The following is an 18,199-nucleotide window of genomic DNA, read 5'->3' as shown; positions in this document are numbered from 1 at the left end:
CGGCCACGCTCCGGTTAGGCTGCGGTCATGCCAGGCACCGTCGGTCGGGTTCCCACACCGTCCGCCCCCGCACCGGGAGCACCCACCGATCCCGTCGTCGGCGGGCAGGCGGCCGGGGCGGCCCACCCCTGGGCCGGCACGCCGCTGGGCGCCCCGCACACGTGGGATCCCGCGGTCCGCGCCGTGACCGACGTGGTGCTCGCCTCCCCCGTGCCGATGGCCCTGCTCCTCGGCGACGACCTGGTGGTCTTCTACAACGACGGGTACGCCGAGCTGATCGGCGACCGGCACCCGGACGCGTTGGGGCGGCCGGCGGCCGAGGCGTTCGCCGAGGTGTGGCGCGACCCGGGTGCCGGCGAGGCGCTGGAGCGGGTCTACCGGCACGGCGAGCCGTTCCTGCAGCGGGAGGCGGTACTGCCGGCCGACCGGCAGGGCCCGGCCGAGCCGGCCGTGTTCACCCGGGGCCACTGCCCGGTCCGCGACTCCACCGGCCGCATCGCCGGCGTGCTCACCGTCTCGGCGCAGACCACCCAGCTCACCCAGCAGTTGCAGAGCCTGAGCGACTTCGCGGCGGCGCTGGCCGGCACGCTCACGCTCGACGACGTGGCGCGGGTGACGCTGCGCTACTGCCTGCACTCCTTCGACGCCGACCGGGTGTCCTTCGCGGTGGACGAGGGCAGCGCGTGGCGGCTGGTCCGCCGCATCCGCGGCGAACTGCTCGACGAGGCCGACGAGCGGTTGCCGCCGCTGTGGCGGCGGATGTCCGCTGATACGGCGCTGCCGGCGGTGGTGTCCGCCCGCAGCGGCGTGGCCTCGTTCACTGCCGACGGGCAGCCGCTGCGCGGCGTCGCGGCGGACCGGCACGACGAGAAGATCCGCGCGCTGGCCGCCCTGCCGCTGCGGACCACAGTGGTCCGGGGCTCGCTGACGGTGGGCTACCGGACGCCGCGCCCCTGGTCCCCTGCCGAACGGGCGCTGCTGACCGCGTCCGCGGAGCTGGTCGGCCAGGCCGCCGAGCGGGCCCGCCGCTTCGAGACCCAGCACGGCACCGCCCAGATGCTGCAACGCAGCATGCTGCCGGAGCGGCTGCCGGACCTGCCCCAGCTACGGATCGCCGCCCGCTACGACCCGGGCGTGGACGGCAACGCCGCCGGCGGCGACTTCTACGACGCGTTCCTGCTGCCCACCGGCGCGCTGGGCGTGGTGCTGGGCGACGTGGCCGGGCACGACGTGCAGGCCGCCGCCCGGATGGGCCAGGTGCGCGCCGCGCTGCGCGCGCTCGCCCTGGTCGATCCCCGCCCGGACGCGGTGCTCGACGGCCTGGACCGGCTGGTCAGCAGTCTCGGCGTCGAGGGCGGTACCCAGGAGCTGTTCGTGACGGTGGTCTTCGGCGTGGTCGAGGCGGACCGGGCGCTGATCACGCTGGCCAGTGCCGGGCATCCCGCGCCGCTGATCCGGCGCGCCGGCCCCGGCGCGGCGGTGGCCGAGTTCGTCGACGTGCCGCCCGCCCCTCCGCTGGGCCTGGGCGGGCGGGCGCGTACCACCACCGTGCCGTTCCGTCCGGGTGACACCCTGCTGCTCTACAGCGACGGCGTGGTGGAGCGGCGCTGGCAGGACCTGGCCGCCGGGATGGCCGGGCTGGGCGCGGCGGTGAGCGCGGCGACCGGCGGCGATCCGCGCGCGCTGTGCGCGGTGGCGACCGCTTCGGTGCCGGGCGCCACCGAGGACGACGTGGCGGTGCTGGCGGTGGAGTACGCGGTGCGGCCCAGCCGGTCGGCGAGCATGGAGGTGCCGGCCGAGCCGACCGCGCCGAGCCGGGTCCGGCACTGGATGACCGAACAGCTCGGCGAGTGGCAGGTGCCCGAGGCGGTGATCGGCGCGGCCGTGCTGTGCACCAGCGAGCTGACCACCAACGCGCTGCTGCACGCCGGGACCGCCGCCCGGGTCGAGGTCGACCTGTCCGCGGAGCGGCTGCTGGTGTCGGTGGCCGACTCGGGCACCCGGGGTCAGGTCACCCGGGCGCAGACCGACACGCTCAGCAGCCGGGGCCGCGGGCTCGGCCTGATCGAGGAGCTGAGCGACGCCTGGGGCACCGACCCGACCGTTCGCGGCTCGACGGTCTGGTTCGAGATCCTCATTCCGGCGGGTCAGTCGCGCGTCGGCGACCCCCGGGCCGGGTAGGAGCCGGGCATGGCCGACGACAAGCGACGCGGTGTCCTCTTCGACGTGGACGGCACCCTGGTCGACACGACGTATCTGCACACGGTGAGCTGGTGGGAGGCGCTGCGCCAGGCCGACCACCGGGTGCCGATGGCGCGGATTCACAGGTCCATCGGCATGGGCTCGGACAAGCTGCTCGACCACCTGCTCGGCGCGGAGCGGGACCGGGACGCCGACGGCCGGCTGCGCGACGCGCACGACGCGCTCTACGCCGAGTACTGGGAGCGGCTGGCGCCGCTGCCCGGGGCCCGGGAGCTGCTGCGCGCCTGCGCCGAGCGCGGGCTGCGGGTGGTGCTGGCGACCTCGGCGGCCGAGCACGAGGTGACCGCGCTGCGGGCCGCGCTGGACGTCGACGACGTGATCGACTCGGTCACCTCGTCGGCCGACGCGCAGGAGAGCAAGCCGGCGCCGGACATCCTGGTCGCCGCACTGGACCAGTCGGGGCTGGCCGCCGAGCGGGTGGTGTTCGTCGGCGACTCGGTCTGGGACGTCGCCGCCGCCGGCAAGCTGGACATCCCCTGCATCGGCCTGACCTGCGGCGGCACCGGCCGCGCGGAACTGGCCGGCGCGGGCGCGGTGGCCGTCTACGACGACCCGGCGGAGCTGCTGGGGGCCCTGCCGGACAGCGCCATCGCCGCACTCGGTTGACCGGTTGCTCAACCGGCGGGCACGCGCAGGCTTAGCCGGACCCGCTTCGGGGCACTGCTGGACTCCACCGCCCGGCCGACGGGCGACGGAAGGGTGGTGTCGTGGAACCGGTCGATGTCGCGTTCGCTCTGCTGGGCGTCGGTGCGCTGCTGGCCGGGGTGCTGCCCCGGGTTCTGAAGCGACGGCCGCTGTCGATGCCGATCGCGTTCCTCGGGCTCGGCATGCTCGTGTTCGTGCTGCCCACCGGACTGCCCACGCCGGACCCGCTGCGCTGGCCGGAACTGGCCACCCACCTCACCGAGGTCGGTGTGATCGTCGCGTTGATGGGCGCCGGTCTGAAGATCGACCGTCCGTTGAGCTGGGCCCGCTGGTCGTCGACCTGGCGGCTGCTGGCCATCGCCATGCCGTTGTGCATCGCCGCGGTGGCGCTGCTCGGCTGGTGGTGGGCCGGCCTGGTGCCGGCCGCGGCGCTGCTGCTCGGCGCCGCGCTCGCGCCCACCGACCCGGTGCTCGCCTCGGACGTGCAGGTGGGAGAACCGACCGATGTCGAGGACTCGGAGGACGAGGTGCGCTTCGCGCTCACCTCGGAGGCGGGCCTCAACGACGGGCTCGCCTTCCCGTTCGTGTACGCGGCCATCGCGATCGCCACCACCGGGCTCGCCCCGTCCGGCTGGCTCGCCGAGTGGTTCGCCGTGGACGTGCTCTACAAGCTCGGCGTCGGGGTGGGCGGCGGGCTGCTCGTCGGGTGGCTGCTCGGCAAGTTGTTCTTCCGCGCCCCGAGCGAGCTGCGGCTGGCCCGGCACTCCGAGGGCTTCCTCGCGCTGGCCGCGACGTTCCTCGCGTACGGGCTGGTCGAGGTGATCGGCGGGTACGGCTTCCTGGCCGTGTTCGTGGCCGCCCGCGCGATCCGGGCCGCCGAGCGTACGCACGAGTTCCACTCCGTGCTGCACGACTTCGCCGAGCAGGTGGAGCGGCTGCTCACGGTGCTGTTGCTGCTGCTGTTCGGTGGCGCCGTGATCGGCGGGCTGCTCGCGCCGCTGACCTGGCCGGCGGCGCTGGTCGGGCTGGCTCTGGTGCTGGTGATCCGGCCGCTGGCAGGGTGGCTGTCACTGCGCGGGGCGCCGGGCAAGCCGGCCGAGCACTGGGTGATCTCGCTGTTCGGCATCCGCGGCGTCGGGTCGTTCTACTACCTGGCGTACGCCACCAGCAAGACCGACTTCCCGCAGGCGGATCTGGTCTGGGCCACTGTCGGTCTCGTGGTGGTGGTGTCAGTGGTGGCGCACGGCATCGCCGCCACACCGGTCATGCAGTTGCTGGACCGGGAGGGCGAACGCACCGGCAAGGAGACGCAGGCCGGGTCGGCGGCACAACCGGTGGGCGCCACCGGCTGACCGGCCCGGGCGAGGGCTGTCACCCCAGTCGGGCGGCGAGCGCGCGGCCGAGGTCCCTCCCGGAGCGCCAGGCGGTCTGCACGCGGGGGCGGCCGAACGCGTCACCGGCCAGCCCGATCCCGTCGTCGTCCAGGTGGAACGTGGCGCCACCGGCGTGCGCCGCCGGGGTCGCGTACGTCCAGCGGTGCACGTGCGTCGACACCGCCGGCTCGGGCAGTCCGAGCAGGTCGCGGACCGCCTGCTCGATCGCCGGGCGGGCGGCGGTGGGCTGGAGCAGGTGCCCGGCGGCGAACTCGGCGGTGGTGTGCGCGACGAGCACCGGCGCGCCGTCGCCGCGGCGATCACCGTCGTCGCAGACCAGGCTGAGTACGGGGTGGTCGTTGACGAACGCGCCATGGAAGTCCGCCCAGCGACGGGCCGGGAAGTGCAGTACCCCGGTCAGCGCCGACGACCAGCGCTGCGCAGCCACCGCCCGGGTCGCCTCGGCCAGCGCCGGGTCCAGCAGCAGCGCGGCCTGCGGGCCGGGCATGGCGAGCACGACCGCCTCCGCCTCGGTGCCGTCCACCCGGGGGCCCGGCTCGACCGTCATCACCAGCCGGTCGTGCGTCACCGGCAGGCCCTCGGCCAGGTGCTCGACGAGCGAGCGCAACCCGCGCGGCGCGGCCCAGCGCATCGGGCCGGTGACCTGCTCGCGCCCGCGCGGTCCGTACGCGACGAGCGTGTCGGTCCACTCCCGCGCCAGCCCGGCGGCCCGCCACCGGTCCACCACGGCGGCGAATTCCCTGTCGTCCACGGTGAGGTACGCGGCGCCCAGGTCGGCCGGGCGGCCGTCGAAGCGCTTGCTGGCCATCCGCCCGCCGGTGACCCGGGCCCGTTCACGCAGCCGCACCGGGACACCGGCTCGCGCCAACTCGGTCGCGCACGCCACCCCGGCGATGCCCGCACCGACCACCACCACGCCCGCCCGCTCCGCCGTCACCAGGTGATCGTAGGCGGCGGGCGGCATGAACCCGCCGGGCCGGGGGTAGTGGTACACCTGTTCGAGGAGAGGTGATCAGCATGGCCGACCGCGCCAGCACCAACGGCAGGAACGTGAACCCGGACGCCGCTGTCAAGGATCCGGACGACTGGGTCACCGGCGACGAGCCGCCCACCGCCGCCCAGGAGTCGTATCTGCACACCCTGGCCCAGGAGGCGGGCGAGCCGGTGCCGGAGGACCTGACCAAGGCCGAGGCGTCCCGGCGGATCGACGAGCTCCAGGCGGAGACCGGCCGGGGCCGCTGAGGTCAGCGCGGGGGCAGGCGGTGCAGCTCGACCCGGTCGAGCCGCCCCGCCGCCACCCGGGCGGTCAGGTAGGTGGCGTACGGCTGCGCCCGCCGGTCGGTGGGTGAACCGGGGTTGAGCAGGCGCAGGCCACCCGGGGCGACGGTGTCCCAGGGGATGTGCGAGTGCCCGAAGACGAGCAGGTCGCAGTCGCCGTACGCGGCGGCGCAGCGCTCCTCGCGGCGGGTCTTCGGGCCGGTCTCGTGCACCACGGCGACACGCAGGCCGTCCAGCTCGGCCCGGGCCACCTCGGGCAGCCGGGCGCGCAGCGCCGGGCCGTCGTTGTTGCCGTACACAGCGATCAGCCGGCGCGACCGCGCCTCCAGCGCGTCCAGCAGCGCCACGTCCACCCAGTCCCCGGCGTGCACCACCACGTCCGCGGCCTCCACCGCCGCCCAGAGCGGCGCCGGAAGATCCCGCGCCCGCTTCGGCACATGCGTGTCCGCCATCACGACCAGTTCCACCCCCTCATCCTCCCCCACCCCCCGTTCCCTCGGGGTCGATCATGAGGTTGGCGGCACTCAGGGAGATCGACTTCGCCGCCAACCTCATGATCGACGGGATGAAGGGGCGGCGCCCGCAGAGGCGCGCGAGGCGGTGCGGGCGGCGGCGTCCGTGATGCGGCCGGCGGCGGTGATCAGGCCGATGTGTGAGTACGCCTGCGGGAAGTTGCCGACCTGCTCGCCGGTGTCCGGGTCGATCTGCTCGGTGTACAGGCCGAGGTCGTTGGCGCGGGCGGCCAGGCGTTCGAACAGCCGCCGGGCCCGGTCCAGTTCCCCCGCCTCGGCCAGGCAGGCGGCCAGCCAGAACGAGCAGATCACGAAGCCGGCCGGATCGCCGTCGAAGCGGCGTAGCAGCCCGTCGCGGGACAGCCGCCGCTCCAGCACGTCCATCGTGGCGCGCATCCGCGGATCGTTCGCCGGCAGGAAACCGACCAGCGGCATGACCAGCACCGAGGCGTCCAGGTCGTCGGAGCCGAACGCCCCGGTGTACGCGCCGACCCGCTCGTTCCAGCCGTGGGTGAGCACCGCCGCGCGTACCTCGTCGCGGGCGGCGGCCCAGCGCGCCACGTCGGCGGGCTCGCCGATACGGGAGCCGAACCGGACCGCCCGGTCCAGCGCGGTCCAGCACTGCACCTTCGACGACACGTAGTGCCGCTCCGGGCCCCGCCCCTCCCACATCCCCGCGTCGGGCCGGTGCCAGCCGCGCCCGGCCTGGTCGGCGAGCGTGCGCAGCAGATCGCGGACCTCGGGCGACATCGGGTCGAGGTAGTACCGCATCAGCCAGGCGGCGTCGAGCACCTCGCCCAGGACGTCGTTCTGCCGCTGCCGCCAGGCGTCGTTGCCGACGAGCACCGGCCGGCTGTGCTCGTACCCGGCCAGGTGGTCGAGGTCGTGCTCGGTCAGGTCCCGCTCCCCCTCGACGCCGTACATGACCGGCACCGGCTCGTCCCCGGTCCGGCCCATCGCCCGCGCCACCCAGGTGAACTGCCGGTCCGCCTCGTCCGGGCAGGCGGCCCGCCACAGCGCCTGGAGGGTGAGGCTGAAGTCGCGCAGCCACACGTAGCGGTAGTCGTAGTTGCGGTCGCCGCCGAGCCGCTCCGGCACCGAGGTGGTGGCCGCCGCGACGACGGCGCCGCTGGGTGCGTACGTCATGCCCTGCACCGCGAGCGCGCTGCGCCGCACCTCTTCGCGGTACTCGCCCTGGTAGTCGTGCAGCGCCGACCACGACCGCCATCCGGCGATCGTCTCGGCCACCACCTCGGCGGCGTCGGGCAGCGCCGGAGCGGCGCCGGTGTACGCCGGGGCGTACCCGAGGGTGAAGCGGTGGGCGCTGCCGGCGCGGGCGGTGAACCGTCCGGCGGCGAACCCTTCGGCGATGGTCAGCGGGACGTCGGCGCGCAGCTCCAGCCGGTAGGCGCCGGCGGCCGCGGTCACCACACCGTCGCGTTCGGTCAGGTAGGCGCCGACCCGGCCGTACTCGAAACGCGGCGCGTAGTCCACGCGCATCGGCACCTCACCGGTGAGCCCCTCGACGAGGCGGGCGAGCACCCGGGGCGAGCGCATCCCGATCTCGTGACCGCGCGCGCCGGGCTCCAGCGCCAGCGCGTCGGTGACGGCGACCGTGCCGGCCGCCGTGGTGAAGACGGTACGCAGCACCAGCGAGTCGTCCAGGTAGGACCGGCTGCTGGTGGCCGCGTCCACGGGGCGGATGCTCCAGTACCCGGCATCCTCGTCGAGCAGGCGCCCGAACACCGACGGCGCGTCGAACCGGGGCGGGCACCACCAGTTGACCGCGCCGTCGGTGTCGACCAGGGCCGCGCTGCGCCCGTCGGCGAGGAACCCGTGCTCGCTGATCCGTCGGGTCGCCACGACAGTGGCTACCCGGCCCGGGTGCCGCCATGCCTTGCCACATCGGTCCCGGTCGGCGCGTTACCGCTGCCCGGGGGCGGGAACGCGGCGAGTTGACGAAGGAGGATGCTCATGACCAGACCCTCGACTCCGACCGCGGCCTGGCAACCCGGAATGCCGGGCAGCGACAACCTCCCGTCCGGTCCGGGCGGTCGCCCGACGCCACCGAGCGGGGACGGGCACGGCCCGCAGGCCGGGGCGGCGACCGTCACGATCGGCTCGTACCCGGACTATCCGTCCGCCCAGCGCGTCGTGGACTATCTGGCCGACAACCGGTTCCCGGTGGAGCGTACCTCGATCGTCGGCACGGACCTCACGCTCGTGGAGACCGTGATGGGACGGGTCACCACGGGCCGGGCGGCCCTGCTCGGGGCCGGCACCGGCGCCTGGTTCGGGTTGTTCATCGGGTTGCTGTTCGGCATCTTCACCGCGGGGAACTGGCTGGCGGTGATCCTCGTCGGACTGGTGATCGGCGCTATCTGGGGTGCGGTGTTCGGCGCTGTCGCGCACGCGATGACCGGTGGGCAACGTGACTTCACGTCGGCCAGTTCGCTGCGCGCCGCCCAGTACGGGGTGACTGTGGACGCGGAGCTGGCCGGGCAGGCCCAGCAGATGCTCAGCCGGATGCACCTGACACCGACCGGCGCCACCGCCCGCTGACCGGCGGTACGCGACACGAGGGAGGGCCCCGCCGGGGTCCTCCCTCGTGTCAGTGGTACGCCCGCTCCCCGGCCCGCAGCGGCACGTCCACCCGGTTCTCCGGCGGGGCCAGCGGGCAGGCCCACCTGTCGTCGTAGGCGCAACTGGGGTTGTAGAGGTAGTTGGCGTCCAGGCGGACCCGGTCGCCGGGCAGCACGGTCAGGCCGCGGCCGAACGTGCCCTTGACCGTGTCGGTGAGGTACCGGCCCCCGCCGTACGATCCGTCGCCGCAGGTGCCGTCGCGCAGCGGCACGAACAGCCCGCCCCCGTACGCCTCGATCCACCACAGCGTGAGCGGTCCCCATGGCGTCTCGGCGACCGCCACCCGCCGGTACGTGACCACCCCGTCCGGGCCGCCGGTGTCGATGCGCAGCTCACCGGAGGCGGGACGTAGCGGCGCCTCCACCACGGCCGACGGGTCGGGCGGGTACCAGCGCAGGCCGGTGAAGTCGGGCCGGTCGGCGGGCGGCACCGGGCTGCTCGGGTGGGTGCGGAACAGGTCGTCGCGCGCGGCCCGGAACCCGGTCAGATCGAGGTCGGACAGGTAGAGCCGGGCCATCCGCTCCCGCCAGTCGAGCAGGTCGAGATCGTCCATCCCCCGACCCTAACCGGGCCACCCGTTCAGGTTTCAAGGAGTCGACCCGTCCTTGCCGCCCGAACACGACAGGGACACTTGTTTAAATTTTAAATAGTGCTACTCTCGGAGCCATGATGGAGAGCCTGGACGCCGAGCGGACGGCCTGCTGGCGCGCGTACATCGAGTCGAGCCAGCGGCTGTTCACCCGCCTCGAGGACGACCTGCGCGCCGACAGCGACCTGAGCTTCGCCGACTACCACGTGCTGGTGCTGCTCTCCGAGGCGCCCGGCCAGCGGCTGCGCATGGGTGAGCTGGCCGACCGGCTGGTGTTCTCACCGAGCCGGCTGACCTACCAGATCGCCACGATGCGCAAGCGCGGCCTGGTGGCCAAGGAGGCGTGCCCGGCGGACCGACGGGGCAGTGAGGCGGTGCTCACCGCCGCCGGCCTGCTCGCCCTGCGCGAGGCCGCGCCGCACCACCTGCGCTCCGTCCGCGCCCACCTGATCGACGACCTCGACGACGCCGAGGTCGCCTGCCTCACCCGGGTCTTCGAGCGGCTCGGCCGGCGCCTGCGCGCCGACCACGCCGTGTCGTCCACCCCGGCCGACAAGTAAGGAGTCCCGCGATGCCCGCGATCACCGTCGACGACGTCCTCGTCCTGCCCCGCCTGCCGAAGCTCGGCGAGGCGACCGAATACCGCCCGGTCCGCCGGGTCACCACCGCCCCCAGCGGGTACGAGGGCGAGGGTTTCCCGGTCCGCCGGGCCTTCGCCGGAGTGCCGATGACCGAGCTGGACCCGTTCATCCACCTCGACCAGATGGGCGAGGTCGACTACGCGCCGGGCGAGCCGAAGGGCACCTCCTGGCACCCGCACCGCGGCTTCGAGACGGTGACCTACATGATCGACGGGATCATGGACCACCAGGACTCGACCGGTGGCGGCGGCACCATCACCGACGGCGACACCCAGTGGATGACGGCCGGCAGTGGCCTGCTTCACATCGAGGCGCCGCCCGAGCACCTGGTGACGAGCGGCGGGCTGTTCCACGGCCTCCAGCTGTGGGTCAACCTGCCCAGCGTCGCCAAGATGAGCGCGCCGCGCTACCAGGACATCCGCGGCCGGGAGTCGGCGCTGCTGACCACGCCCGACGGTGGCGGCCTGATCCGCGTCATCGCCGGCGAGGTGGCCGGGCACCAGGGTCCGGGGTCGACGCACACACCGATCACCATCGCGCACGTCACGTTGCAGCCCGGCGCGGAGCTGAGCCTGCCGTGGCGGTCGGACTTCAACGCGCTGGTGTACGTGCTGGCCGGCCGCGGCACCGTCGGCACCGACCGGCGGCCGATCCACCTCGGCCAGCTCGCCGTGCACGGGCCCGGTGAGGCGTTGCGGATCACCGCCGACCGGACGCAGGACTCCAACGCCCCGGCGCTGGAGCTGTACCTGATGGGCGGCCAGCCGATCCGCGAGCCGGTGGCGCACTACGGCCCGTTCGTGATGAACACCCGGGCCGAGCTGATCCAGGCGGTCGAGGACTTCCAGGCCGGCCGGCTCGGGGTGATCCCGACCGGGCGGGTGCCGCACAGCGACGGCCAGGGCGACCGGCCCTGACCTGCTCCGGGCGCCCCGGTTCGCCGGGGCGCCCGCGCGGGGCCTCAGGAGACGGCGAAGATGCCGGCCACCCCGAGGATCACCATCAACAGGACCGCCACCAGCGCACCCCGCTCCCCCTCCACCGCCTGCCGGCGGTCGTCGGTCACGGTGTTCGTCGTCTCGGCGGGCATGCGGTGCCTCCTCGGTTCGCGATCCAGGGGTCCGGCGCACCCCTGACGCGCGGCACCGACGCCGACCTGCTGCTCGACGTGCGGGGCCCTGCCGGGGGTCCTACCGTGTGAGGACGTCGTCGACCTCGGGGGTGAAGCGTGACTCTGCGGGACTGGTTCCTCACCGCACAGGAACGCGCCAACCCGGCATCTGAGTTACCCGTCTGGACCGATGGAAACCTCGCCGAGCCGCTGATTCACGGTGCCGCGTACTTCGACCGCCTGGTCAGCGAGGTGGAGTCGCTGTCGGCGGGTGACCACCTGTTCTTCACCGACTGGCGGGGTGACCCGGACGAGCGGATGCGCCCCGACGGCCCGACGGTGGCGCAGTTGTTCGCCCAGGCCGCCCAGCGCGGGGTGATCGTCAAGGGCCTGATCTGGCGCTCCCACCTCGACACGCTCTCCTACAGCGAGGCGGAGAACCGCGACCTCAGCGAGGCGATCTGCGCGGCCGGCGGCGAGGTGCTGCTCGACCAGCGGGTCCGGCGCGGCGGCTCGCACCACCAGAAGCTGGTGGTGCTGCGCCGTCCCGGCGACCCGCGCCGCGACATCGCGTTCGCCGGGGGCATCGACCTGTGCCACAGCCGCCGCGACGACGCGAGCCACGCCGGCGACCCGCAGCCGGTCGGCATGTCTCCCCGGTACGGCCCCACCCCGCCCTGGCACGACGTGCAGCTCGCGGTGCGCGGGCCGGTGGTCGGCGCGCTCGACACCACGTTCCGGGAGCGGTGGACCGATCCGATGCCGCTGGACTCGGAGAACCCGCTGGCGTACCTGCGGGACCGGCTGCGCGGCTCCGACCTGCGCCCGGACCCGCTGCCCGAGCAACCCGCCGACCCGCCGCCCTGCGGGCCGCACCACGTGCAGGTGCTGCGCACCTACCCGGCGGTGCGGCCCCGCTACTCCTTCGCCCCGGACGGCGAGCGCACGGTGGCCCGCGGCTACACCAAGGCGGTACGCCGGGCCCGGCGGCTGATCTACCTGGAGGACCAGTACCTCTGGTCGACCGAGGTGGCGGAGTTGTTCGCGCAGGCACTGCACGAGCATCCGGACCTGCACCTGGTGGCGGTCGTGCCCCGGCACCCCGACGTGGACGGCCGGCTCGCGCTGCCGCCGAACATGGTCGGCCGGGAGCAGGCGCTGTCGCTGTGCCACCGGGCCGCGCCGGAGCGGGTGCACGTCTTCGACGTGGAGAACCACGACGGCACGCCGGTGTACGTGCACGCCAAGGTCTGCGTGGTGGACGACGTCTGGGCCAGCGTGGGCAGCGACAACTTCAACCGCCGGTCCTGGACGCACGACAGCGAGCTGTCCTGCGCGGTGCTCGACGACACCCGCGACGAACGGGCGCCGGTCGACCCGGCCGGGCTGGGCGACGGCGCCCGGGTGTTCGCCCGCGACCTGCGGCTGCGGCTGTGGCGCGAGCACCTGGACCGCGATCCCGGCGGCGCGCAGGACGACGACCTGCTGGACCCGGCGGACGCGGTGGCGGCGATCACCGCGGCGGCCGACGAGCTGGACGGCTGGCACGCCGGGGGCCGGGCCGGTCCCCGTCCGCCGGGCCGGTTGCGGCCGCACCGCCCGGCGCGGCTGCCCTGGCATACGCGGCTCTGGGCGCTGCCCGCGTACCGGCTGGTCTACGACCCGGACGGCAGGCCGCTACGGGCCCGGCGGGCCGGCACCTGGTGAAGGTCCGCCACCTCGTGCGGCACGTCCGGGCGGGCCGGGTACGCGAACGAGACCCGCGGCGAGTAGAAGCCCCAGCAGACGTGCAGCGGGTTGGCCGGCCGCAGCGCGTGGACCGGGTGCTCCGGCACCGGGAACTCCACCGACTCGACCTCGAACGGTGACACCGGCTCCGCCACGTACGGGTAGTCGGTGACGATCAGCTCGCCGTCGTGGCGGGTGAGGTAGCGGTGGTGGCCGTAGTGCGCCTCGGTGCCGGTGTGCCCGACCCGGGCGGTGACCCGGATCAACAGCGTGCCGTCGGCGGCCCGGGTCTCGGCGATGAGCTGGTCGCCCCGCAGGTCGAGGCGGGTCTCTCCAATCGCGGCCGGTACGCCCCGTGCGGCGGCGTACCGCCGGACCCGCTCGCTGGAGGCGAGGTAGTGCGTCCACCAGCCGCCCGGCGTCTCGCCGTCGGGCGGGTCCATGTCCGCCAGTGAGACTCCCAGGTAGGTCAGCGAGTACGCCCCGAAGCCCGAGGTCTGCGTCTCGTCGTCGACCACGTACTGGTTGACGAAGACCTGTCGCTGCGGGTGCGGGCGCAGGCCCGCGGGCAGCAGTGTGTCGACCGCGCCGGGGTCCGCCGGGAGCCAGCTGAACAGCAGTGTCCGGGCGTTGATGACGAGTTGTGGCGCGGCGGGATCCAGCACGGTGCCTCCGTTGACGTGTCGCTACGGACGCTACGGGCGGTCCCGTCGGCGGGACAACGACAGAAAGGCGACACTTCGCCCACCTGTCGGATTCCACGTTGACCGGTCGGGGTACGACCCGGGCCGACCGGTCAGCGTCATTCGCCACCCCGCCGAGCGCGATATCAACCGGCTCACGTTTTTTCTGGCTGCTTACACCTTAAGTACATCGTACTTTCGGCTAGATTTCCGCAGGACGATCGGGCTATGGTGACTTCCGAACGTACGACCGACATCTAAACCTGAGCGTCACGTCTTTTTTCTTCCGTGGACGAGGTGCAGGGAGGACCAGTAATGACCGCTCCCACGATCAGCGCCCCGGCGACCACGCCGGCCGCCTCCGCGAAGCTCGACCCCCGCTCGCTCACCGACAGCGCCGCCGACCTGCTCGCGGCGATGGCCGCGCTGCCCGCCGACCACCCGTCGCGGCCGGCGCTGCGCGACCGCGCCATCGAGGCGTGGCTGCCGCTGGCGAACCACCTGGCCCACCGCTACAGCGGCCGGGGCGAGCCCAACGACGACCTGGCGCAGACTGCCGCGATCGGCCTGATCAAGGCGATCGACAAGTTCGACCCGTCGCGCGGCGTCGACTTCGCCGGCTACGCCATCCCCACCATCATCGGCGAGCTGAAGCGCCACTTCCGCGACCGCACCTGGGACATCCGGGTGCCCCGCCGGCTCCAGGAGCTGCGCCTGGCGATCTCCGACGCCAACAGCACGTTGCTCCAGACGCTCGGCCGCTCGCCGACTGTCGCCGACATCGCCGCCCACCTCAAGCTCACCGAGGAGGAGGTGCTGGAGGGCCTGGAGGGCGCCCGCGCGTACAACGCGGTGTCGCTGTCCACCCCGACCGGCGACGGCGAGCGGGCCACCGAGCTGGGCGACCTGCTCGGCGGCGAGGACGGCGAGTTCGAGCTGGCCGAGATGCGGGTGGCCCTCAGCCCGGCGCTCGCCACGCTCGACCAGCGCGAGCAGAAGATCCTCACGCTGCGCTTCTACGGCAACCTGACCCAGTCGCAGATCGCCGAGCAGATCGGCGTCTCGCAGATGCACGTGTCCCGGCTCCTGGCCCGGGCCCTCACCAAGCTGCGCGGGCAGCTCGACGGAACGTACTAGCAAGGAGGGCGGCGGCCGGGTCGGCGGACCGGGCGCGGCGGCCCACCCGGCCCGGTCGGCGGTGCGCCGGCCGGGCCGTTCCACGTCCCGGGGGGTGACGCGGACCGTCCGGCGGCGCGGTGCGAGAGTGGGCCGGTGCTCGCCGACATCCCGCTCGACCTGCCGGTGCGCCCGGTCCTGCCGGCGCTCGTCGGCGCGCTGCGCGAGCGCGGCGCCGCCGTCCTGGTGGCGCCGCCGGGTACCGGCAAGACCACCACCGCGCCGCTCGCCGTCGCCGACGCGGTCACCGGCCGCGTGGTGATCGCCCAGCCACGGCGGGTCGCCGCCCGCGCCGCCGCGCACCGGATGGCCGCCCTGCTCGGCGAGCGGGTCGGCGACCGGATCGGGTACGCGGTGCGCGGCGAGCGCCGGGCCGGACCACGTACCCGGGTCGAGGTGGTGACCACCGGCCTGCTGGTCCGCCGCCTGCACCACGACCCGGAGCTGCCGGGCGTGGGCGCGGTCCTGCTCGACGAGTGCCACGAACGGCACCTCGACGCCGACCTGGCGCTGGCGTTCAGCGTCGAGGCCCGCGCGACGCTGCGCCCGGACCTGTGGCTGCTGGCGATGTCGGCCACTCCGCGGACGGACCGCTTCGCCGCGCTGCTCGGCACCGGCGGTCCCGCCCCCGTGGTACGCGTCGAGGCAGCGCTGCACCCGGTCGAGCGGGTGTGGGCACCACCGCCGCGCCCGGTGACGCCGCCCGGCGCCGGGCGGGTCGATCCGGCGCTGCTCGACCACGTGGCCGCCACCGTGCGCCGGGCGCTGCGCGAACGCGACGGCGACGTGCTCGTCTTCCTGCCCGGCGCGGGTGAGATCGCCGCCGTCGCGGGCCGCCTGGCCGGCCTGCGCGAGGTCGCGGTGCTGCCGTTGCACGGACGGCTGCCGGGGCCCGCCCAGGACGCGGCGCTCACCCCGGCCGCCGGGCGGCGCGTGGTGCTCGCGACAGCGGTGGCGGAGAGCAGCCTGACCGTCCCCGGCGTACGGGTGGTGGTGGACGCCGGACTGAGCCGGGTGCCCCGCACCGACCTGGCCCGAGGGCTGGGCGCGCTGGTGACCGTGCCGGTGTCGCGGGCGGGCGCCACCCAGCGCGCCGGCCGGGCCGGACGACAGGCGCCCGGCGCGGTCTACCGCTGCTGGTCGGAGGCGACGCACGCGCGGCTCGCCCCGCAGCCCGAACCGGAGATCGCCACTGCCGACCTGACCGGGTTCGCGCTGGAGCTGGCAGCCTGGGGCACACCGGACGGCGCCGGGCTGGCGCTGCCCGACCCGCCGCCGCCGGCCGCGCTCACAGTGGCGCGGGAGACGCTGACCACACTCGGCGCGGTGGACCACGACGGCCGGATCACCGCGCGGGGGCGGGCGGTCGCGGCGGCCGGCACGCATCCCCGGCTGGCACGGGCGCTGCTGGACGGCGCTGTCCGGGTGGGCGCCGAGCGGACCGCCCAGGTGGTGGCGATCCTCGGCGAGGACACGCTGGGCGGGACGGGAGACGACCTGCCCGCCCGCTGGCGGCGGCTGCGTGACGGCGCCGACCCGGCCGCCACCGCGCGCTGGCGCACCGAGGTACGCCGCCTGCGCGCCGCTCTGCCCACCGACGGCGCGGACGAGCGGGAGCGTCTGCCGGACGATCTGGCCGCGGGGCTGCTCGCCGGGCTGGCGTACCCGGAACGGCTGGCCCGGGCGCGGCGGCCGGGCGGGTCCGCGTACCTGATGGCCGGCGGGACCGCCGCGGAGCTGGCGCCCGGGTCGGGGCTGGCCGGAGCGGCGTGGCTGGCCGTCGCGGTGGCCGACCGCTCCCCCGGCGCGCCCGCCGCCCGGGTGCGGCTGGCCGCGCCGATCGACGAGGCGACCGCCCGGGAGGCCGGGGCGGCGCTGCTGGACGCCGCACGGGAGGTGGCCTGGTCCGGCGGGGACGTGGTGGCTCGCGAGGTGGTCCGGCTCGGCGCTGTCGAACTGGCCGACCGGCCGCTCACCGCGCCGGACCCGGAGCTGGTCGCGGCGGCGCTGCTGGACGGGCTGCGGCAGGAGGGGCCGGGACTGCTGCGCTGGACCCCGGAGGCGACCGGGCTGCGCCGCCGGCTGGCGTTCTGCCGCCAGGCGCTCGGCGACGGCTGGCCGGACGTCTCCGACGCGGCGCTGCTCGCCCGCGCCGGGGAATGGCTGGGCCCGGAGCTGGCCCGCGCCCGGCGCCGGGCCGACCTGCACCGGGTGGACGTGGCGGCGGCGCTGCGGCGGCTGCTGGACTGGCGGCAGGCGGCGCGGCTGGACGAGCTGGCCCCGGAACGGGTAGCGGTGCCCAGCGGGTCGCGGATCCGGGTCGACTACGCCGACCCGGCCGCCCCGGTGCTGGCGGTCAAGCTCCAGGAGACGTTCGGCTGGCGGGACGTGCCGCGCATCGCCGACGGGCGGGTGCCGGTGCTGCTGCACCTGCTCTCCCCCGCCGGACGGCCGGCGGCGGTCACCGCCGACCTGGCGTCGTTCTGGCGCACCGGATATCCGCAGGTGCGGGCGGAGCTGCGCGGACGCTACCCGCGCCATCCCTGGCCGGAGGATCCGACCACCGCCGAGCCGACCCGGCGGGCGGCGCCGCGCCGGCGGTGACTGCTACTCCTCGACCACGTCGGCGATCACGACGGTGATGTTGTCCGGGCCGCCGGCCCGTAGTGCCAGGTCGATCAGCCGGGCCGCGCAGGCGTCGCGTTCCGGCTGCTCGCTGAGCACTTCGGTGAGCGTGTCCGCGCGGACCACGTTGGAGAGGCCGTCGCTGCACAGCAACCAGCGGTCACCGGCCCGGGGCACCATCGTGGCGTACGACGGGGAGACCTCGTCGCCCTGCAACGCCTGGGTCACCACCGCCCGGCGGGGGTGGCTGCTGGCCTGCTCGGCCGTGATGACGCCCTGGTCGACGAGCATCTGCACGAACGTGTCGTCGCGGGTGACCTGCTTGAGCACGCCCTCCCGGTAGAGATAGGCCCGGGAGTCGCCGACGTGCGCCAGCGCGAGGCAGCTGCCGGTGCGGGCGAACAGCAGCGCGGTGAGCGTCGTGCCCATGCCCTGGCGTTCCGGATCCTCCTCCACGGCCTGGCGGATCCGCACGGTGGCCAGTTCGATCCCGCCCTGGAGCGCGGCGACGAGGGCGTCCTCCGGCGTCTCCACGTCCAGCGGGGCGATCGCGTCGATGGCGATGCGGCTGGCCAGGTCGCCGGCCGCCATGCCGCCCATGCCGTCGGCGACCGCGACGAGCCAGGCGCCGGCGTGCTGTGCGTCCTGGTTGCCGCTGCGGATCAGCCCACGGTCGCTCGCTCCGACGGAACGAAGCTTCAGGGTCATGGGTCGCAGCCTGCCAGGTCGAGGGCTCGGATGTCTCTAGGAGATCACTGACATCGTACGTGGCGCGCCGAATCCCGCCGCGCGCGGGCGCGCAGCCCTCATCGGGCCGGATCGATTGACAGGGGCGGAACGCGGTGGAAACATCGGGCTGATATTGGGAGCGCTCCCAGCTTCCGGTCTCCCCCACCACCCCCGAGCACGGAA

Annotated in this window: 17 protein-coding genes; 10 read left to right on the top strand and 7 right to left on the bottom strand. The window is 74.7% G+C overall.

Annotated elements, in window-relative coordinates:
• Positions 1 to 27: 27 nt before the first annotated feature.
• From KSK32_RS22555 to KSK32_RS22545, 3 genes are all read left to right on the top strand, one after another.
• Positions 28 to 2,181, top strand: coding sequence for a SpoIIE family protein phosphatase (locus KSK32_RS22555; protein WP_216932999.1), 2,154 nt, complete (start codon positions 28 to 30; stop codon positions 2,179 to 2,181).
• 9 nt (positions 2,182 to 2,190) lie between these two features.
• Positions 2,191 to 2,868, top strand: coding sequence for an HAD family hydrolase (locus KSK32_RS22550; protein ID WP_216932998.1), 678 nt, complete (start codon positions 2,191 to 2,193; stop codon positions 2,866 to 2,868).
• Between the two features lie 101 nt (positions 2,869 to 2,969).
• On the top strand, positions 2,970 to 4,259 hold the full coding sequence (locus KSK32_RS22545) for a sodium:proton antiporter (protein WP_216932997.1): 1,290 nt from the start codon (positions 2,970 to 2,972) through the stop codon (positions 4,257 to 4,259).
• 19 nt (positions 4,260 to 4,278) lie between these two features.
• On the opposite strand, the gene KSK32_RS22540 is transcribed toward KSK32_RS22545, so the two are convergent.
• Positions 4,279 to 5,265, bottom strand: a complete 987-nt coding sequence (locus KSK32_RS22540) for an NAD(P)/FAD-dependent oxidoreductase (RefSeq protein WP_216936294.1) — start codon at positions 5,263 to 5,265, stop codon at positions 4,279 to 4,281.
• A gap of 53 nt (positions 5,266 to 5,318) precedes the next feature.
• Here KSK32_RS22540 and KSK32_RS22535 point away from each other — a divergent pair, with 53 nt between their 5' ends.
• Positions 5,319 to 5,543 carry a DUF3072 domain-containing protein gene (locus tag KSK32_RS22535; RefSeq protein ID WP_026267773.1) on the top strand — a complete coding sequence of 75 codons (225 nt, stop codon included), beginning with the start codon at positions 5,319 to 5,321 and terminating at the stop codon, positions 5,541 to 5,543.
• A gap of 2 nt (positions 5,544 to 5,545) precedes the next feature.
• Here KSK32_RS22535 and KSK32_RS22530 read toward each other — a convergent pair whose 3' ends face one another.
• Together KSK32_RS22530 and KSK32_RS22525 are read right to left on the bottom strand one after the other, a co-directional pair.
• Positions 5,546 to 6,046, bottom strand: coding sequence for a metallophosphoesterase (locus KSK32_RS22530; protein WP_216932996.1), 501 nt, complete (start codon positions 6,044 to 6,046; stop codon positions 5,546 to 5,548).
• Between the two features lie 84 nt (positions 6,047 to 6,130).
• Entirely contained in the window at positions 6,131 to 7,954 is a 1,824-nt protein-coding gene (locus KSK32_RS22525) for a glycoside hydrolase family 15 protein (protein WP_216932995.1), read from the bottom strand.
• A gap of 111 nt (positions 7,955 to 8,065) precedes the next feature.
• On the opposite strand from KSK32_RS22525, the gene KSK32_RS22520 reads away from it, so the two are divergent.
• Positions 8,066 to 8,653, top strand: a complete 588-nt coding sequence (locus tag KSK32_RS22520) for a general stress protein (RefSeq protein WP_216932994.1) — start codon at positions 8,066 to 8,068, stop codon at positions 8,651 to 8,653.
• A 49-nt stretch (positions 8,654 to 8,702) separates the two neighbouring features.
• Here KSK32_RS22520 and KSK32_RS22515 read toward each other — a convergent pair whose 3' ends face one another.
• Positions 8,703 to 9,287: a DUF1684 domain-containing protein gene (locus KSK32_RS22515; RefSeq protein ID WP_216932993.1), complete on the bottom strand. Its 585-nt coding sequence runs from the start codon at positions 9,285 to 9,287 to the stop codon at positions 8,703 to 8,705.
• A 113-nt stretch (positions 9,288 to 9,400) separates the two neighbouring features.
• Here KSK32_RS22515 and KSK32_RS22510 point away from each other — a divergent pair, with 113 nt between their 5' ends.
• Entirely contained in the window at positions 9,401 to 9,883 is a 483-nt protein-coding gene (locus KSK32_RS22510) for a MarR family winged helix-turn-helix transcriptional regulator (RefSeq protein WP_216932992.1), read from the top strand.
• Between the two features lie 11 nt (positions 9,884 to 9,894).
• Complete coding sequence (locus KSK32_RS22505) at positions 9,895 to 10,881, top strand: pirin family protein (RefSeq protein WP_216932991.1); 987 nt, start codon at positions 9,895 to 9,897, stop codon at positions 10,879 to 10,881.
• Between the two features lie 44 nt (positions 10,882 to 10,925).
• Here KSK32_RS22505 and KSK32_RS34225 read toward each other — a convergent pair whose 3' ends face one another.
• The gene (locus KSK32_RS34225; RefSeq protein ID WP_256451503.1) at positions 10,926 to 11,054 is read right to left on the bottom strand and encodes a hypothetical protein; all 129 of its coding nucleotides are present in this window, start codon (positions 11,052 to 11,054) and stop codon (positions 10,926 to 10,928) included.
• A 138-nt stretch (positions 11,055 to 11,192) separates the two neighbouring features.
• Here KSK32_RS34225 and KSK32_RS22500 point away from each other — a divergent pair, with 138 nt between their 5' ends.
• Positions 11,193 to 12,782: a phospholipase D-like domain-containing protein gene (locus KSK32_RS22500; protein ID WP_216932990.1), complete on the top strand. Its 1,590-nt coding sequence runs from the start codon at positions 11,193 to 11,195 to the stop codon at positions 12,780 to 12,782.
• Here KSK32_RS22500 and KSK32_RS22495 read toward each other — a convergent pair.
• On the bottom strand, positions 12,731 to 13,468 hold the full coding sequence (locus KSK32_RS22495; RefSeq protein WP_216932989.1) for a hypothetical protein: 738 nt from the start codon (positions 13,466 to 13,468) through the stop codon (positions 12,731 to 12,733). The two genes, KSK32_RS22500 and KSK32_RS22495, sit on opposite strands and share 52 nt — an antisense overlap.
• A gap of 333 nt (positions 13,469 to 13,801) precedes the next feature.
• Between KSK32_RS22495 and KSK32_RS22490 the strand changes: the two genes are divergently transcribed.
• Positions 13,802 to 14,623, top strand: coding sequence for a SigB/SigF/SigG family RNA polymerase sigma factor (locus tag KSK32_RS22490; RefSeq protein ID WP_216932988.1), 822 nt, complete (start codon positions 13,802 to 13,804; stop codon positions 14,621 to 14,623).
• Between the two features lie 135 nt (positions 14,624 to 14,758).
• Positions 14,759 to 17,266 carry an ATP-dependent helicase HrpB gene (hrpB, locus tag KSK32_RS22485; RefSeq protein ID WP_216932987.1) on the top strand — a complete coding sequence of 836 codons (2,508 nt, stop codon included), beginning with the start codon at positions 14,759 to 14,761 and terminating at the stop codon, positions 17,264 to 17,266.
• Positions 17,267 to 17,269: 3 nt separating this feature from the next.
• Here hrpB and KSK32_RS22480 read toward each other — a convergent pair whose 3' ends face one another.
• On the bottom strand, positions 17,270 to 17,995 hold the full coding sequence (locus KSK32_RS22480) for a PP2C family serine/threonine-protein phosphatase (protein ID WP_216932986.1): 726 nt from the start codon (positions 17,993 to 17,995) through the stop codon (positions 17,270 to 17,272).
• Between the last annotated feature and the right edge of the window lie 204 nt (positions 17,996 to 18,199).

This window comes from Micromonospora sp. WMMB482 (assembly GCF_019038635.1).
GTDB classification, from domain to species: domain Bacteria; phylum Actinomycetota; class Actinomycetes; order Mycobacteriales; family Micromonosporaceae; genus Micromonospora; species Micromonospora marina.
This window is presented reverse-complemented; position numbering and strand designations above follow the sequence as displayed.

Coding starts and splice junctions, on each gene's coding strand:
- KSK32_RS22490 (WP_216932988.1), top strand. CDS start 13,802: ATGACCGCTCCCACGATCAGCGCCCCGGCGACCACGCCGGCCGCCTCC.
- KSK32_RS22540 (WP_216936294.1), bottom strand. CDS start 5,265: ATGCCGCCCGCCGCCTACGATCACCTGGTGACGGCGGAGCGGGCGGGC.
- KSK32_RS22520 (WP_216932994.1), top strand. CDS start 8,066: ATGACCAGACCCTCGACTCCGACCGCGGCCTGGCAACCCGGAATGCCG.
- KSK32_RS22505 (WP_216932991.1), top strand. CDS start 9,895: ATGCCCGCGATCACCGTCGACGACGTCCTCGTCCTGCCCCGCCTGCCG.
- KSK32_RS34225 (WP_256451503.1), bottom strand. CDS start 11,054: ATGCCCGCCGAGACGACGAACACCGTGACCGACGACCGCCGGCAGGCG.
- KSK32_RS22480 (WP_216932986.1), bottom strand. CDS start 17,995: ATGACCCTGAAGCTTCGTTCCGTCGGAGCGAGCGACCGTGGGCTGATC.
- KSK32_RS22510 (WP_216932992.1), top strand. CDS start 9,401: ATGATGGAGAGCCTGGACGCCGAGCGGACGGCCTGCTGGCGCGCGTAC.
- KSK32_RS22535 (WP_026267773.1), top strand. CDS start 5,319: ATGGCCGACCGCGCCAGCACCAACGGCAGGAACGTGAACCCGGACGCC.
- KSK32_RS22515 (WP_216932993.1), bottom strand. CDS start 9,287: ATGGACGATCTCGACCTGCTCGACTGGCGGGAGCGGATGGCCCGGCTC.
- KSK32_RS22555 (WP_216932999.1), top strand. CDS start 28: ATGCCAGGCACCGTCGGTCGGGTTCCCACACCGTCCGCCCCCGCACCG.
- KSK32_RS22550 (WP_216932998.1), top strand. CDS start 2,191: ATGGCCGACGACAAGCGACGCGGTGTCCTCTTCGACGTGGACGGCACC.